The organism is Paraburkholderia sp. LEh10, assembly GCF_017814945.1.
Classification (GTDB): domain Bacteria; phylum Pseudomonadota; class Gammaproteobacteria; order Burkholderiales; family Burkholderiaceae; genus Paraburkholderia.
The window spans coordinates 84,590-99,547 of sequence record NZ_JAGIPX010000002.1; the positions used below are offsets into that span (position 1 = coordinate 84,590).

Annotated in this window: 11 protein-coding genes; 5 read left to right on the forward strand and 6 right to left on the reverse strand. The window is 61.2% G+C overall.

Features of this window, described 5'->3' with window-relative positions; all coding sequences use genetic code 11:
- Window positions 1-146 precede the first annotated feature (146 nt).
- Window positions 147-371, reverse strand: coding sequence for a 4-oxalocrotonate tautomerase family protein (locus tag J8I87_RS02055; protein WP_209929788.1), 225 nt, complete (start codon window positions 369-371; stop codon window positions 147-149).
- A gap of 438 nt (window positions 372-809) precedes the next feature.
- Here J8I87_RS02055 and J8I87_RS02060 point away from each other — a divergent pair, with 438 nt between their 5' ends.
- Window positions 810-1,259, forward strand: a complete 450-nt coding sequence (locus J8I87_RS02060) for a DUF305 domain-containing protein (protein WP_209929789.1) — start codon at window positions 810-812, stop codon at window positions 1,257-1,259.
- A gap of 19 nt (window positions 1,260-1,278) precedes the next feature.
- Window positions 1,279-2,757 carry a YncE family protein gene (locus J8I87_RS02065; protein ID WP_209929951.1) on the forward strand — a complete coding sequence of 493 codons (1,479 nt, stop codon included), beginning with the start codon at window positions 1,279-1,281 and terminating at the stop codon, window positions 2,755-2,757.
- 166 nt (window positions 2,758-2,923) lie between these two features.
- Here J8I87_RS02065 and J8I87_RS02070 read toward each other — a convergent pair whose 3' ends face one another.
- From J8I87_RS02070 to J8I87_RS02085, 4 genes are all read right to left on the reverse strand, one after another.
- Entirely contained in the window at window positions 2,924-4,366 is a 1,443-nt protein-coding gene (locus tag J8I87_RS02070) for an aldehyde dehydrogenase family protein (protein ID WP_209929790.1), read from the reverse strand.
- 44 nt (window positions 4,367-4,410) lie between these two features.
- Window positions 4,411-5,589 carry a fumarylacetoacetate hydrolase family protein gene (locus J8I87_RS02075; protein ID WP_209929791.1) on the reverse strand — a complete coding sequence of 393 codons (1,179 nt, stop codon included), beginning with the start codon at window positions 5,587-5,589 and terminating at the stop codon, window positions 4,411-4,413.
- A 79-nt stretch (window positions 5,590-5,668) separates the two neighbouring features.
- A complete protein-coding gene (locus J8I87_RS02080; RefSeq protein WP_209929792.1) occupies window positions 5,669-7,453 on the reverse strand; it encodes an IlvD/Edd family dehydratase in 1,785 nt (594 codons plus the stop codon).
- Window positions 7,454-7,632: 179 nt separating this feature from the next.
- On the reverse strand, window positions 7,633-8,628 hold the full coding sequence (locus J8I87_RS02085; protein ID WP_209929793.1) for a LacI family DNA-binding transcriptional regulator: 996 nt from the start codon (window positions 8,626-8,628) through the stop codon (window positions 7,633-7,635).
- A 493-nt stretch (window positions 8,629-9,121) separates the two neighbouring features.
- Here J8I87_RS02085 and J8I87_RS02090 point away from each other — a divergent pair, with 493 nt between their 5' ends.
- On the forward strand, window positions 9,122-10,474 hold the full coding sequence (locus tag J8I87_RS02090) for an MFS transporter (RefSeq protein WP_209929794.1): 1,353 nt from the start codon (window positions 9,122-9,124) through the stop codon (window positions 10,472-10,474).
- A 293-nt stretch (window positions 10,475-10,767) separates the two neighbouring features.
- Here the strand turns inward: J8I87_RS02090 and J8I87_RS02095 are convergent, their stop codons facing one another.
- On the reverse strand, window positions 10,768-11,613 hold the full coding sequence (locus tag J8I87_RS02095; protein ID WP_313063658.1) for a GNAT family N-acetyltransferase: 846 nt from the start codon (window positions 11,611-11,613) through the stop codon (window positions 10,768-10,770).
- A 94-nt stretch (window positions 11,614-11,707) separates the two neighbouring features.
- Here J8I87_RS02095 and J8I87_RS44410 point away from each other — a divergent pair, with 94 nt between their 5' ends.
- Both J8I87_RS44410 and J8I87_RS02100 read left to right on the forward strand, forming a co-directional pair.
- A complete protein-coding gene (locus J8I87_RS44410) occupies window positions 11,708-12,004 on the forward strand; it encodes a hypothetical protein (RefSeq protein WP_245253645.1) in 297 nt (98 codons plus the stop codon).
- Between the two features lie 217 nt (window positions 12,005-12,221).
- Complete coding sequence (locus J8I87_RS02100; protein ID WP_209929795.1) at window positions 12,222-14,954, forward strand: LuxR C-terminal-related transcriptional regulator; 2,733 nt, start codon at window positions 12,222-12,224, stop codon at window positions 14,952-14,954.
- The last annotated feature ends 4 nt before the right edge of the window (window positions 14,955-14,958 follow it).

The following is a 14,958-nucleotide window of genomic DNA, read 5'->3' on the forward strand; positions in this document are numbered from 1 at the left end:
CGCGCCAACGTTTTCAATGCTGAAAACGTCAGCGAGCAAACACTCGACAACGTGCCCGCTCGCACGTCCTGCAACGAAGACGGCTATGACGGGGGCCGCGCGAAGCCGCGATTTTCTTCACACGGTTCGACACGGCCCCGGTGCGGTCAGGCCGCCTTCATTCCCGCCAGCGCGTGGACGTCAGCCGTGGTTAGAGGCCGGCCCCCGATCGCCCAATCGCCACTCTTGACTTCGTCGATGATCACTAACGTGACGGAGCGCATCGCCTCTCCCTCGATCGATACCATCGCGTCGGTCAACTTCTCCGCAATCTGTTTCTTTTGTGCTGGCGAAAATACGCCGTCAATCAGTTTCACATTGATGAGTGGCATAGGGAAACTCCTTTGATGGTCGCTGGGACTTCTCTGAATCGGCAGCCATGTGCTGCGCGATCGCAACCAGTCTCAGTCATCCGTCCACTTTTTGAAATGCTCACGACGCCGTCGAATCTGCTCCAGCGTCCGCATTTGCGTGGCAACGAGCGAAGCGCGAGTCGTTTCACGGTTTCCTCAAAAGGCTGCCCAACGGGTTCCCATCAGAGCCTGCAGAGCGCTTTGGATGGTTGGCGCCGTTGTCGCGCACGGCGCTGTTTTCCGTCTTCCACGTATTGATGCATCAGGGTCTCCAGGCGACCGCAAGCGTTGCGCATACGATCGGTACTACACTGATCATGCCGTGCGGGCCGCTAGTCGCGATGGGGTACGGCGATCGCGTAGAACATAAGCGGCAGATCGTTGGCCCGGCGCTGCCGGTGGTACAGGAGTTCTCTCATGCGTTCCTTTCTCCGCGCTCACGCCTGCCGATCGACTGTACTCGCTACCCTTGCGGCGATAGTGGGCGCCTTCCCCGCCGTCGCCGCCGGCGCTGGCGGCGCGGCTGCCGACGAGCAGCCGTTTCTCTCCGAAAACCAGAAGGCAATGACGAAAATGATGGACGACATGTCCATCAAACCGACAGGCGACGTAGACGGAGACTTCGTGGAGATGATGGTCCCGCACCATCAAGGCGCGATCGATATGGCGCTGGCCGAGCTGCGCTACGGACACAACGAACAACTGCGCCGCATCGCGCAGGAAATCGTGATCGAGCAGCAGCAGGAAATTGTCGCGATGCGCTTCGCGCTGGGCCAGTCGCTGCCGGCGCCCGCTCCTGCGCCTACCGCGCCGACGCCCGCATCGACCTCCGTACCGGCGCATTCGATGCCCGCTGCAACTCAATGAACACGCAGAAGGAGCCATGATGAAAATCACGTCCATCGCCGCGACCGTTCTCGTGGCCGTCGCGCTCGCCGCTGTGCGGTTCGCCTCGGCAGGCCAGGTGCCTGGTTCGCTATCCGATCCGGACATCCCGGTCACCCATCATGATCGCGTGTACGCAGCCGAGCAGTTCTCGAATACGGTTTCCGTCATCGATCCCGCCGACAATCATCTGGTTGGCCTGATTCGCCTCGGCGATCCGGCGCCCGCCTACTTCAGCCCGCTGTACCGCGGCCAGGTGCTGGTGCACGGCATGGGGTTTTCGCCGGACCACCGCACGCTCGCGGTAGTGTCGATTGGTTCCAATTCCGTCACGTTCATCGACACGCAGACGAATACGATCAAGCATGTCAGCTATGTCGGCCGGTCGCCGCACGAGGCGTTCTTCACACGGGACGGCAACGAGGTGTGGGTGACCGTGCGCGGTGAAAACTACGTCGACGTCCTCGATGGCAGCACATATGAAGAGAAGACACGCATCATCGTTCCCGCAGGCCCCGGCATGCAGATCTTCTCGCCGGACGGGAAATACGGCTATGTGTGCTCGTCGTTCAATCCTGAGACTGAGGTCATCTCGGTGGCCGACCACAAGATTGTCGGAAAGGTGACGCAGGACAGTCCGTTCTGCCCTGACCTCGCGGCGACGCCGGACGGCAAGCAGGTCTGGTTCACGCTGAAGGATGTGGGCAAGACCCAGGTGTTCGATGCACGGCCGCCGTTCGCGTTGCTCACGACAATCGACACCGGCCCGATCACGAACCACGTCAACATCGTGCAGAACGCGAATGGCATGTTTGCTTACGTGACGGTAGGCGGCCTGAATCAGGTCAAGGTATTCAGGACCGACGACTTCTCGCAGGTCGCGACGATTCCCGTCGGCAATCTGCCGCACGGTATCTGGCCTTCGGGCGACGGCTCGCGCATCTATGTTGGGCTTGAGAACGCCGACGCGATGGCCGCCATCGATACGCTGACGAACAAGGTCATTGCCAACGTGCCGATTGGACAGGCGCCGCAAGCCGTGACCTACGTGCCGGATGCGGTGCCGCAGGGCGATGGCACGCAGAATACGCAGCCGCCTGGCCAGGCGGGACAAACCACGCACCTTGCGCTGAAGGCCGTCGGAACGGGCAAACCGGCCGACGCTGCAAGCATGCCGACCAGTGTCACGCTGTTCGACCAGGGACTGATTCAGGTGCTACAAGCCGCTGTCACCGGGCTTGCGCCGAAGCAGCGCTACGTGCTGGGCCTTTCGGAAAAGCCCGATGGCAGCGGCCACGTGGAGCCGCTTGCCGACTTCATGACGAACGGGGCCGGCGCCGCAATCGTCACTGCGCTGGGCCAGATTCGCCAGCTGGTTGCACCGGGCGCGAGCACGGCGGGCAATACGCGCCGTTACCTCATCATCGCCCCGCAAGTAGCGGGTAAGCCCGGCACGGTGGTTCAGGTGCAGGCGCTTTAAGAGACCCTTTCAACAGGCCTGCCTTGTTCACCTGAAGCCGGGCCAGCGGACAAGAGAGAAGCCGCGTTCGAGGATGCCCTCGCGCATGCCGGCTCGACGTTCGAACCACACCCGCCGTTATACCGCTGCCGGCTTGACCGGCAGCCGGTCGATCTTCTACGACACCTCAAACAGCACCCGGATTGATATACGAAGTCTTGACCGTGGTGTAGAACTCGCGCGCATAGCTACCCTGCTCGCGTGGACCATAGCTCGAACCCTTGCGGCCACCAAACGGGACGTGATAGTCGACACCCGCCGTTGCCGTGTTCACCATGACCATTCCTGCCTGTACGTGGCGCCGGAAGTGGCTTGCATGACTGAGAGACGTCGTGCAGATTCCAGCCGACAGCCCGAACTCGGTATCGTTCGCAACCGCCAGCGCCGCCTGATAGTCCTTCACCTTGATAACCGACGCGACAGGGCCAAACACCTCTTCCCGATTGATACGCATCCCGGCGCTGGTATTCGTGATCAGCGCAGGAGCAAGGTAATAGCCGCGCGTCGAACCCTCAACCCGCTCGCCGCCGAACACTTCTCCGCCTTCTTCGCGCGCAATGGCGATGTACCGTTCATCCTGCTGAAGCTGCTTGTCGTCGACCACAGGTCCGATATGCGTTCCGTCAGCGAGCGCATCGCCGACCTTCAAGGACTTCATCCGTGCCTTCATCGCTTCGACAAACCGGTCGTGGATGCCTTCCGTGACGATGAGCCGGCTAGACGCAGTGCAACGTTGCCCCGTAGAGAAGAATGCACCGTTGATGCACGCATCGACGGCAACATCGAGGTCGGCGTCATCCAGCACGACCATGGGATTCTTGCCGCCCATCTCGAGCTGGAACTTCTTGCCGGTCGCGAAACACTTTGCGCCAATCGCACGTCCCGTCGCCACGGAGCCAGTAAAGCTGACGGCGTCGACGTCCGGTGAACTCACGATAGCCTCTCCGACCACGGAGCCACGGCCCATCACCAGATTGATGACGCCTGCCGGCGCGCCCGCCTCCGCAATGATCTTCACCAGTTCCCACGTGCTCGCCGGCACGAGGTCGGCGGGCTTGATGACGACCGTGTTGCCGTAGGCGAGCGCCGGCGCAATCTTCCAGGCCGGAATGGCAATCGGGAAATTCCACGGCGTAATCAGACCCACGACACCGACAGGCTCGCGGGTCATTTCAACTGTCATCCCGGGCCGCACGGAAGGCACAGTCTCGCCGCCGACACGAAGCGCCTCGCCAGCGAAGAACTTGAAAATCTGACCCGCCCTGCCTACTTCGCCCATTGCCTCGGGAAGGGTCTTGCCTTCTTCGCGTGCGAGCAGCCGGCCGAGTTCAGCCTTGCGGGCAAGAATGACGCTGCCGGCCTGGTCGAGCAGATCGAAGCGCTGCTGCGGCGTCGACAGCGACCACTGGGCGAACGCTTTTCGCGCGGCGGCGATCGCAGCGTATGCCTGCGTCTCGTCTGCCTGTGCGAACGCCCCAATCACGTCATCGAGGTTGGAGGGGTTGATATTGGCAGAGGTAGTCGCACCCGGTACCCACTTGCCATCGATGTAATTGTCGAACTGGTTCATGTTGCCATTCCTGATTCAGTGTTGTCGGTTCAACGCGCAGTGGATCAGAGCAAGCCTCGCGAGGCCAGGTTGCGATAAAGCGCGCGCACGCCGAATGTCCACGGCGCGATTTCCGTGCTCAACTGCACGGTGTTGGTCAATGCGCCGAGTTCCGGCGTCGAGATGGTTACCCTGTCGCCGAGGTGATGCGTAAAGCCGCCGCCCTTCGTGTCGCGATCCTTGATGGGCGAGAACATCGTGCCGAGAAACAGCATGAAGCCGTCGGGATACTGATGATGGCGCCCCCACGTCTGCGCGACGAGCTCAGCAGGATCGCGGCTGATCTCGCTCATGTGGCTGACGCCTTCAAGCAGAAAGCCGTCGTCGGCACCCTCCACACGCAGCGCGACGCTTACCTTGCGCACCGAGTCGAGGTTGAACGATTCATCGAACAGACGCACGAAGGGACCAATCGCACACGATGCGTTGTTGTCCTTGCACTTGCCGAGCAACAACGCGGAACGGCCTTCGATGTCCCGCAGATTGACGTCGTTGCCAAGCGTCGCACCGACAATCTCACCGCGGCTGTTGACGGCAAGAACGATTTCCGGCTCAGGATTGTTCCAGGTCGATGCCGGCAGCAAGCCGATGTCTGCGCCAAAGCCAACGGCGGACATCGGCTGCGACTTCGAAAAGACCTCTGCGTCGGGCCCGATGCCCACTTCCATGTACTGTGACCATGCACCGCGCCGCTCGAGTTCCGCCTTGAGCTTCATCGCAGCGTCCGAACCTGGTTTGATTTTCGAGAGGTCGGTGCCGATGGTGGCCGCGATGGTGTTGCGCACTTCCTGCGCTTTGGCGGGATCGCCGCCCGCCTGTTCCTCGATCACGCGCTCGATGAGGCTGACCGCGAACGTAACGCCGCACGCCTTGATAGCCTGAACGTCATTCGGCGCGAGCAGTTGCAATGCGCGATGCCCGGTAGCAGAAAGATTCGCCCCAACGAGCTTCTCTGCCGACCCTAGCGAGTCGCCCGTCACCGTGCGCGCAAACTGAACAATGTCCTCGCGGTCGAACAGGTCCGCGGTGGTCGGAACGGTCGCGGTGATATCCAGGACTTCGCCATCGCGAACGAGCACGACGCAAGGCCCTTCCTGTTCGCCCGTTTTGCGCCACACGCGGCCAACCAGCAGGGCGCGCCGAATGTCGTCGGGAAGATAGGCCGATGGGGATTGTGAGTTCATGGTACGGAATGTCTCCAGTTCGTTCTGAACATCGATACGGCAAGGCGCGCGTCAATGCATTCGCCCGGCCGAATCCGGTTTAGTGGGAGTGGCGCGGATTTCCGCGCTCGGCAATCACTTTCAGATAAAGCGTTGCAGGCTCCAGGCATCCGCCCGTCGACAGTTGCCCCACTGTCTGCCGGTACAACTCCTGCCATGGTGTCTGTGCAGGCGGAACGTCGAAGCAGGCGTTCTCGCGGCGCCGTGCAAGCTCTTCTTCATCGACGAGGACATTGACGCTGCGCGCGTTCAGATCGACGCGAATGCGGTCGCCCGTTTGCAGAAGCGCGAGTCCGCCACCAACGGCTGCTTCGGGCGACATGTTCAGGATCGACGGGCTCGCCGAGGTGCCGCTTTGCCGGCCATCTCCCATGGTTGGCAGCGACGTGATGCCCTTGCGCACCAGTTCGGCGGGCGGCGCCATGTTGACCACCTCCGCGCTGCCCGGATAGCCGACCGTGCCCGCACCCCGAATCACGAGTATGCAATGCTGGTCGATGTTGAGCGACGGGTCGTTGATGCGCGCGTGATAGTCCTCGGGACCATCGAACACAATCGCCCTTGCTTCGAAGGTGTTTTCCGCGCCCGGCTCGCTCAAATACGTTTGCCTGAACGCATCGCCAACGACCGACATCTTCATGATCGCGCTGTCGAAGAAGTTGCCCGACAGCACCATGAATCCCGCCCCATGCTTGAGCGGCTCATCCGTGGTCTTGATGACATCGCGGTCCGGCTCGGCCGTGCTGTCAGCAATCGCGCCAATGGTTCGCCCCGACACAGTCACGCAGTCGCGATGCACGAGGCCCGCGCGGTCGAGTTCGCGAAGCACGGCGGGCACGCCACCCGCCCGATGGAAGCTCTCGCCCAGAAATTCGCCCGCGGGCATGCAATTCACGATGAGCGGCACCGGCTCGCCCACACGCTGCCAGTCATCAAGGCTCAGCTCGACACCCATGTGGCGCGCAATCGCGATGAGGTGCGGCGGACAATTGGTGGACGCACCAAGCGCCGAAGCGACAACGATCGCGTTCTCAAATGCCTCTTTGGTCATCACATGCGACGGGCGCACGTCTTCGCGCACCAGGTCCACGATGCGCTTTCCCGTCGCATACGCCATCTGGCCACGCTCCCGGTAGGCCGCCGGGATACTCGCGCACCCAGGCAGCGACATCCCGAGCGCTTCCGCGAGACTGTTCATCGACAGCGCCGTGCCCATCGTGTTGCAATGGCCAATGGAGGGCGACGAGGCTGTCGTGAGCTCCATGAAGCCTTCATAGTCGATCTCACCCGCTGCAAGCAGATTGCGTGCATGCCAGATCACGGTGCCGGAGCCGACGCGTTTGCCTTGATGCCAGCCATCGAGCATCGGGCCGCCCGACAACACGATGGCGGGCATATCGACCGTTGCGGCGGCCATCAGGCAGGCCGGCGTGGTCTTGTCGCAGCCCGTCGTCAGAACGACGCCATCGAGCGGGAACCCGTGAAGAATCTCGACGAGACCAAGATAGGCCAGGTTCCGGTCGAGCGCGGCCGTAGGCCGGCGGCTCTGTTCGGCAAGCGGATGGACGGGGAATTCCATCGGAATTCCGCCCGCATCCCGGATGCCCGCCTTGGTCCGCGCAGCGAGTTCGATGTGGTGGCGGTTGCACGGTGCGAGATCACTGCCCGTCTGCGCAATACCGATGATGGGACGGCCCGACTGCAATTCTTCCCGGGTGAGACCATAGTTCATGAAACGCTCGACATAGAGAGCGGTCATGTCCGCATTGGCGGGGTCATCGAACCACTCCTGGCTTCGCAGGCGCCGTGCGTTGGACTGGGTCATGGCTTGTACTCCGTTGTTCCTTGTCTTGACGATGGCTTAGCCACCATCGCCTCTTTTGCGGACAGCGTTAGCGCCCGTTGAGCGCCTGCGGCTGTCTCCGTGCCGCCCGATCGATGATATTGTTATCGGTAACATTTGTTGATGTTATCACGCGCGCTCGTCCTGTGCACCAGGATCTCTTACGCGCTTTCGCGAGAAATGACCGTGTAGTCGATGGTAACCTTGCGTCGCTCTGACGCGGCTTGACTGTCGCCTGAGGCAAGAGCCGAGACCAGCAATTCGCCCGCGCGCGCGCCGATACCCACTGCGTCAACCGACACAGTTGTAATGGCCGGCTGGCAGCAGTCGGCGACCTCGAAGTTGCCGAAACCTGCAACTGCAATGTCATGCGGCACGCTGAGCCCCCGACGATGACATTGCATGATAGCGCCAAACGCCGACATGTCGCTCACGCACATAACGGCATCCGTATCGGGCCACTGTTCGAGCAGAGCATCCAGCGCTGGGCCGCCGTGGCTCATCGTGATGGGTGATTCGCCAACGCGTATCACGCGCGGCTCGCCGAGGCCTTGCGCGCGAATTTCCTGCTGATAACCCTTGAGACGCTCGAGACCCCGTCTGTCCAGATCGCTTGCCCCGCCCAGAAACCCTATCTTCCTGTATCCACGGTCCTTCAGATATCGCACCATCTCTCGCGCAGCCCGGGCGTTGGAAAAACCAACCGCCATATCAATCGGATTGCCCGGCAGGTCCCACATTTCAACGACAGGTATCCGCGAACGTTCGAGCAATTGCCGCGTTCCGTCCGTATGCTGTGAACCTGTCAGCGCGATACAGCGCGGCTGATATCTGAGCATCGAGCGGACGAGGCGCTCTTCGCGCACAAGGTCGTAGTCGGTATCGCCCAGAAGGAGTTGCAGCCCTTCGCGTTCAAGCGCGCCCGACAGCCCTCGCACCGTATCCGAGAAATTGGAACTCGCAAGCGAAGGTACGAGCACGGCAGCGAATTCAGACCTTCCCGACGAGAGCGCCCCTGCCGCCGCATCCGCCACGTAGCCGAGTTCGTCGATCGCCTGTTGCACACGCACGCGTGTCGCCAACGCGACGCTGTGCCCTGCGAGCACACGCGAGACAGTCATCTTCGAGACGCCCGCAATACGCGCGACGTCAGACATACGGGGCGGCCCTGAATGCGGGTCATCGACGACGCGGTGAGTGAAGCGAGTATTGCCCATCAGGCTTGAGTTGGTTGGCTTTTCAAGGGCAGGCCAAGGGCAATTTGCGCACGGGCCCGCAACGAGTCGAGATGATAAAACAGACGCCGCGGACAACCCAGGTAGATTCCCCTGGCTTGCCATGCCGCATGACATCATGCTACCTTCGTTACCGATAACATTTTCGACGGGAACATTTTGCCATGAGATGTTATCGGTAACATAATCAGAGACATTACTCGCTCACAATGAACAGATTGGGGTTTCAACGGTCCGCGCAAACGGCCTTTGCCTTTGCCTGCTGCGACGGACGGCCGCTGCGTTTCAACGCACACACGCCACCGGTTCGCCCTCGATCGAGTTGAGCGACGCTCAGCCACACCACAACGAAGTACCGTGACCGGTCCGCCTTGCAGCCAGACCGCTCAAGATATACGCAAAAGGAGACAATTCCATGCCAACGATCACTCAGGCTGCGGCCTCGCCGGCCGCTGTCAATGAGGCTGAAGAACTGTTGTACCGCAAGGTTCTGAAGCGCATCCTGCCGCTGCTGCTTCTGTGTTACGTCGTCGCCTACCTGGACCGCGTCAACGTCGGTTTTGCGAAACTGCAAATGCTCGACTCGCTAGGACTGAGCGACAGCGTCTACGCCGTAGGCGCGAGCATCTTCTTCTGGGGATACTTTCTTTTCGAAATGCCCAGTAACCTGCTTCTTCACCGATACGGCGCACGCTTCTGGATAGCCCGCATCATGGTGACGTGGGGTATCGTCTCGTCATCCCTTGCGTTCATCTCGCCGCTCGCGAACTTCTTCCACGTTCAAACGTCGACGATGTTCTACACCCTCCGGTTCCTGCTGGGAGTCTGCGAGGCTGGCTTCTTTCCGGGCATCATTCTCTACATGAACTACTGGTTCCCTGCCCGCCGCCAAAGCGTCGCGATGTCAGGGTTCCTGATCGCCATTCCCGTGAGCCTGACGCTCGGTGGCGTCATCTCCGGGTGGCTGATGGAAAACACACACGGCCTGCTCGGCCTCGGCGGCTGGCAATGGATGCTGCTGCTCGAGGGCATTCCTTCCATCCTCGTCGCGTTCGTGGTGCTCTTCCGGATGGGCGATGGCATTCAGTCCGCGAAATGGCTGACGGCGTCCGAGAAGGCCGTATTGCAAAGAAATCTCGAGCAGGAAGGCGCAAAGAAGACGCATAGCGTTGCAGCGGCGCTCAAGAGCCCTCGCGTGTGGTTGCTCACCTTTATTCTGCTGACGTTCAATACCGGCTTCTATGGTCTGGCGTTCTGGCTGCCATCCATCATCAAGGCATCGGGCGTGAAGAGCACCTTGAACATTGGCCTGCTGACAGCCATTCCCTACCTTAGCGCAGTGGTTGCAATGATCTGGAACGCGGCCCATTCGCGCAAAACGGGCGAGCGACGTCTGCACGCGGCAATTCCCGCCTGTATCGGCGGAGTCGGCCTGATTCTAAGTGCGCTCTTTGCAAACAACGTACCCGTGTCGATTACCTTCCTGACGATTGCTACCTGCGCGATTCTTGGCCTGATGCCGATTTTCTGGACCTTTCCTGGACAGATTCTCTCGGGAACAGCAGCAGCGGCGGGTATTGCGCTCATCAATTCGGTCGGCAACCTGTCCGGCTTTACCGGCTCGATGATTACGAGTGTGGCGAAAGACCTGACTGGCAATATCAACAACGGCACCTATGCGCTTGGAGCGTGCCTTCTGGTCAGTTGCGCTCTGATTCTATCGATTCCAAAGAGCATGCTGAAAGGAGAAGCTGTCGACCGTGATTGATGCAGTCAGTCTCTGTTCATTGGACGTGTGAAAGCCATTTGAAGCACTCACGTCTATTGAACCGGGCAACGTGCGAAGGCCCGGCGCCGATCGCCGGCCTTCGACTGCAATTCAGCCAGCCTGCGAAGGGCGCAAGCGTGTTCCCCCCGCGCCCGTCTCTTCACGTCGGGAAAGGAGCGATTCTTTGGAAGACGTGCGCCTCATCTTCTATTCGTATTCGCACGAATGCGATTCGACGAGAGGCGGCATCGCGACTGCACACCGAAAGAAAGTGCACCGATGAACTGCTCCCTTTAAGCGTTGTCTTTTAATCTGAAAGGTAGAAGATTTCTTGCCTGCAAATTTCCGAGAACAGCAGCGATTCTTCTACTCATCACGCGATACGTCTTGTAGAACAGCAGCCGGATTTCGAGCAAGCGGCCACGCGCGCTAACAACAACAATACGCGTCTGGTGGCTTGTTTCGCGATTCACCCAATAGGTCTTGTACTCGTTGAAGAAAACGCCCAAATCGAGATCCCGATTATTGGCGTGCGCCCACCTTGCAACGAATTCCGTCAGCAGATTGCCGACGGAATAGTTGCTGTAGGCTTCGTCATAGGTGAACATCCAGTATTCAAGCGTTCGGGGTCCGACGACGTTGAGCGACGCAGCGATCGGCACGCCATCCATCTTTATGAAGGTAACGAGCGGAACGGTCGACAGATCCGTCCGGCGAGCAAGCTCGATGAAGAAATCCCTCACCTCGTTGTCCATCAGGTACTCTGCCTCCAGGCCCCGCGCCTCGGCCCAGCGACGCTTATTGGCAAAGAGCCACGTCAGAACCGACACGGCATCGTCGATCGATCTGCACCATCCGAATTCCGCGCAACCCGCCGAACTGAGCCCCTTTCCATAACGCCGCAGATTGCGTCGAAGAGATTGCGAGCGCGTGCGTACGAAGTCGTCCCACGCGTCGAACCCGCGCAGGTCTATCGAGTAACCGGGCACCTCGGTCAATCTGCCTGGCAGCAGCCGCAGCACCCACGATTGCGGTGCCGATTCGAGCGCCTGCTGTAACGGGCTGCCATCCTGAACAAACGGAATTTCGAGGACATCGGCTGGAACCTGCATGACGGCGTGAATACATTCGGCCAGCACGGGCGCCCGTCGCGCGGCCTCCCATGAGCGGCCCGCCGTACTCCTCGTGGTTGCCGCACGTCATCACGTTCGCGATACGCAGGATGCCCCGACGATGAATCGCAAGCGGCCAGATCGCCTGCAAACCGGCATCGTCGTACACCATCGCGACGGCAACGCGTCCACCTTTGGCAATCGCACGGGCCGCAGCCAGTTCGCAGTATTGATAGGTCTGGCACAGCGAATGCGCTTCAGACGCAGCCTCCAGTTGCTCCCACTTGCGGCGTACGCCTTTGAAAGCATCCAACGACTCAATGATGTGAATCTTGTATTGAGCGCGAGCTGCGTCGCGCGCGTCGGACAAATCGGCTATCAATTGACTCATTCTCTCCCCTCCATGCCCGTCGATTGATCTAGCCGGACGCGATTCGATTGTCGCAAACAATGCCTGTCGAAAGGCTATATAGTCATTCGATTGCGCGCTGCGACTGTGCGCCACGCCACATAGCGCACGACCAGGGCGATCTGACACCGTTGAATGGGATGGGCGTATCATTTCATGCGTGACGTCGATCGCCATACTGGAACGGAATGGCAGCCAGGGTCAACCCGAACGCCAGGAGCAGCCGATGCACGTGACAGAAGAGATGCCCATCAGCAGCCCGCCGCTTTTCCTCGCCACCAAGGTTTGCCCGCCACGCCTGCCCGCCGGATTGATCGACCGGCCTCGCCTCATCGCGCTCGCCGACAAGGCGGAGAGCAAGCGGCTCACGGTCGTCAAGGCGCCTGCCGGGTTCGGCAAGACGTCGCTCGCGCTCACATGGCTGAACCGGCTGGCCGCAAGCGGGGCCTTCATCGCGTGGCTTTCTCTCGACTCCGACGACGATGAATCCGCACGTTTCTTCCATCATCTGGCGCAGGCATTGCGCAGTGCCTGCCTGAGCGTCGGCGCGGCCGCGATCAGCATGACCACCGAGGCGCCGCTCGTGCCCCCGCAGTCGATCGTGTCGACGCTGATCAATGAACTGGTCGAGGTCGACGACGAGTTGTATCTGTTCATCGACGACTATCACCTGATCAGCCTGCCCGCGATTCACGACGCGCTGTCGTACTTCATCACGAATATCCCGTCGAACGTGCATGTCGTGCTCTTTACGCGCACCGAGCCGCCGCTGCCGCTCGGACGGCTGCGCGCGAAAAACGACCTGCTCGAGATCGATGCCACGGCGCTGCGCTTCAACCTGGACGAAACCCGCAGCTTCGTCGAGCACGAATGCCCCGGCGCGATACACGCCGCCGGCATCAAGTCGCTGTTCGCGCGCACGGAAGGCTGGGCGGCTGCGCTGCGCATTTGCGCGTCGGTGCTATCGCGTGACGAAGGCAAAGCCGCTCAAGGGGTGAACGCGCCGTCGGGCGCTTCAAGACCATTCGCCGCCTATCTGGAGGACATGCTAGAGCGCCTGCCGGCTGAAATGGTCGGCTTCATGCTGCGCACGTCGATACTCGATCGCCTCTGCGCGCCGCTGTGCAAAGCCGTGACGGGCATTGCCGACGAGCAGCGCATGCTGGACACGATTTCCGCGCGCCAGTTGCTGCTCGAACCGCTCGACATCGAAGGGTACTGGTTTCGCTATCACCATCTGATGGGCGAATACCTGCTGCGGCGGCTCGAAACCCAGCATCGCGATGAAGTGGCCGACCTGCACCGCCGGGCTTGCGAGTGGTACGCGGGGCAAAAACAATGGACGGACGCGGTCAAGCACGCCCTTGCAGCCGGCGACACGAAGCACGCCGTCTCGCTGGTGGGAAACTGCGCGATGACGCTCGTCACGAAAGGCGACCTGCTCACGCTGCTCGGCTGGCAGCGCCAGTTCCCCGCGCATTTGATGCGCGGGCAAGTGAAGATCACGCTCGCGATCGCATGGGGAATGGCGCTCGCGATGCGTTTCGACGAAGCGCTGGCGATGCTCGATGATATCGAGCGTGATGCCGGGACAGGCACGGACAGGAACGCCGCGAACATCCGCTGGGAATGCCAGGCGATCCGCTCGGTGGTGGCCGGGCTGCAGGACGACGCGCCGCGCGCGCTCAAGATGGCGCAAGGCTGTCTCGAGTATCCGTCCACTGATAGCTGGACTACCAACGTGGCGTCCAACGTCGTGCGCTTCGGGCACTGGAAAGCGGGCAACCTCGGAGCCTTGTACGCGACACCGTGGATTCCCTATTCGATCGAAGAAGACCAGCGCAACGTGTTCGCGTCCGTCTACCGGCTGTGCCTCGTCGGTCACGCGGAGATGCAGCAGATGCACTTCGTCCTCGCGGAGCGCTACTTCACCGAGTCGATCCAGCTCGCGGAACGGCATTCAGGCCCGAAGTCCATCGCGGCCGCGCTATGCACGCCGATGATCGCGCAGATCTGGTACGAACAGGGACGCCTCGACGAGGCCGAAGCGCTGCTCGCCGACCTGATGCCCGTCATCGACCTGGCCGTTCTGCTCGACAGCACCTTCTTCGCTTATCGGGTGCTCGTGCGGGTCGCGATCGCGCGCGCCAACTTCGCGCAGGCCCATGCGCTGCTCGACCATGCACAAGCTCTCGGCCACACGCGCCGCTGGGACCGGATGATTGCGGGCGTCCTCGTGGAGCGCACACGTCTTTATCTCAGGGAAGGCAGGATCACGGAAGCGTCGGCATCCGTCGCGCAACTGGATCAGCTGGTGGACACGCGGGCCGCCGCTTCGAAACCGGTGTCGCCGGAGATCGACACTTTCCGCGCGATCGCAGTGGCATCGCTGGCGATGACGCAAAACCGCACAGAGGAAGCCGTCGGATCGCTGACGTCCGCGTTGCGTAGCGTCGAAAGCCGGCATAACGACTATCTCGCGCTGCGCCTGCGCACCGTGCTTGCGTTCGTCTGGCTGCGTGCGGGCGAACGGGCGCGCGCCGTCGAAATCTTTCGCGACGTGTTGAACGCCAATCATGAAATCCATCGCTCGATTTTCGACCAGGGCGTGGAAATCGGAGCGCTCCTGCAGGCGGCCCGTGACGACACGTGCGCCACTTCAAAGGCGAAAGACACCCTCGCGTATATCGACCGCCTGCTGGATGGCTGGCGCGTGATGTACGAGCCCGATGCGCAGCCCGAGCGCGACACCGTGCGCGAGCCGTTGAGCGCAAGGGAACGCGGCATCGTCGAGCTGATTGCTCAAGGGCAATCGAACAAGGAGATCGCGCGCACGCTCGGAATCGCACCTGAGACCGTCAAGACCCATATCAAGAATATCTTCGTGAAGCTCGAGGTCGACAAGCGCGCGCAGGCCGTTGCTCGCGCGCAGGCACTGGGCCTCGTTGCGTCGGGCTGACGCA

Excerpts from the sequence above, each read along its gene's own strand:
- J8I87_RS02055 (WP_209929788.1), bottom strand. The coding sequence starts at position 371 with ATGCCACTCATCAATGTGAAACTGATTGACGGCGTATTTTCGCCAGCA.
- J8I87_RS02060 (WP_209929789.1), top strand. The coding sequence starts at position 810 with ATGCGTTCCTTTCTCCGCGCTCACGCCTGCCGATCGACTGTACTCGCT.
- J8I87_RS02065 (WP_209929951.1), top strand. The coding sequence starts at position 1,279 with ATGAAAATCACGTCCATCGCCGCGACCGTTCTCGTGGCCGTCGCGCTC.
- J8I87_RS02070 (WP_209929790.1), bottom strand. The coding sequence starts at position 4,366 with ATGAACCAGTTCGACAATTACATCGATGGCAAGTGGGTACCGGGTGCG.
- J8I87_RS02075 (WP_209929791.1), bottom strand. The coding sequence starts at position 5,589 with ATGAACTCACAATCCCCATCGGCCTATCTTCCCGACGACATTCGGCGC.
- J8I87_RS02080 (WP_209929792.1), bottom strand. The coding sequence starts at position 7,453 with ATGACCCAGTCCAACGCACGGCGCCTGCGAAGCCAGGAGTGGTTCGAT.
- J8I87_RS02085 (WP_209929793.1), bottom strand. The coding sequence starts at position 8,628 with ATGTCTGACGTCGCGCGTATTGCGGGCGTCTCGAAGATGACTGTCTCG.
- J8I87_RS02090 (WP_209929794.1), top strand. The coding sequence starts at position 9,122 with ATGCCAACGATCACTCAGGCTGCGGCCTCGCCGGCCGCTGTCAATGAG.
- J8I87_RS44410 (WP_245253645.1), top strand. The coding sequence starts at position 11,708 with ATGAATCGCAAGCGGCCAGATCGCCTGCAAACCGGCATCGTCGTACAC.
- J8I87_RS02100 (WP_209929795.1), top strand. The coding sequence starts at position 12,222 with ATGCACGTGACAGAAGAGATGCCCATCAGCAGCCCGCCGCTTTTCCTC.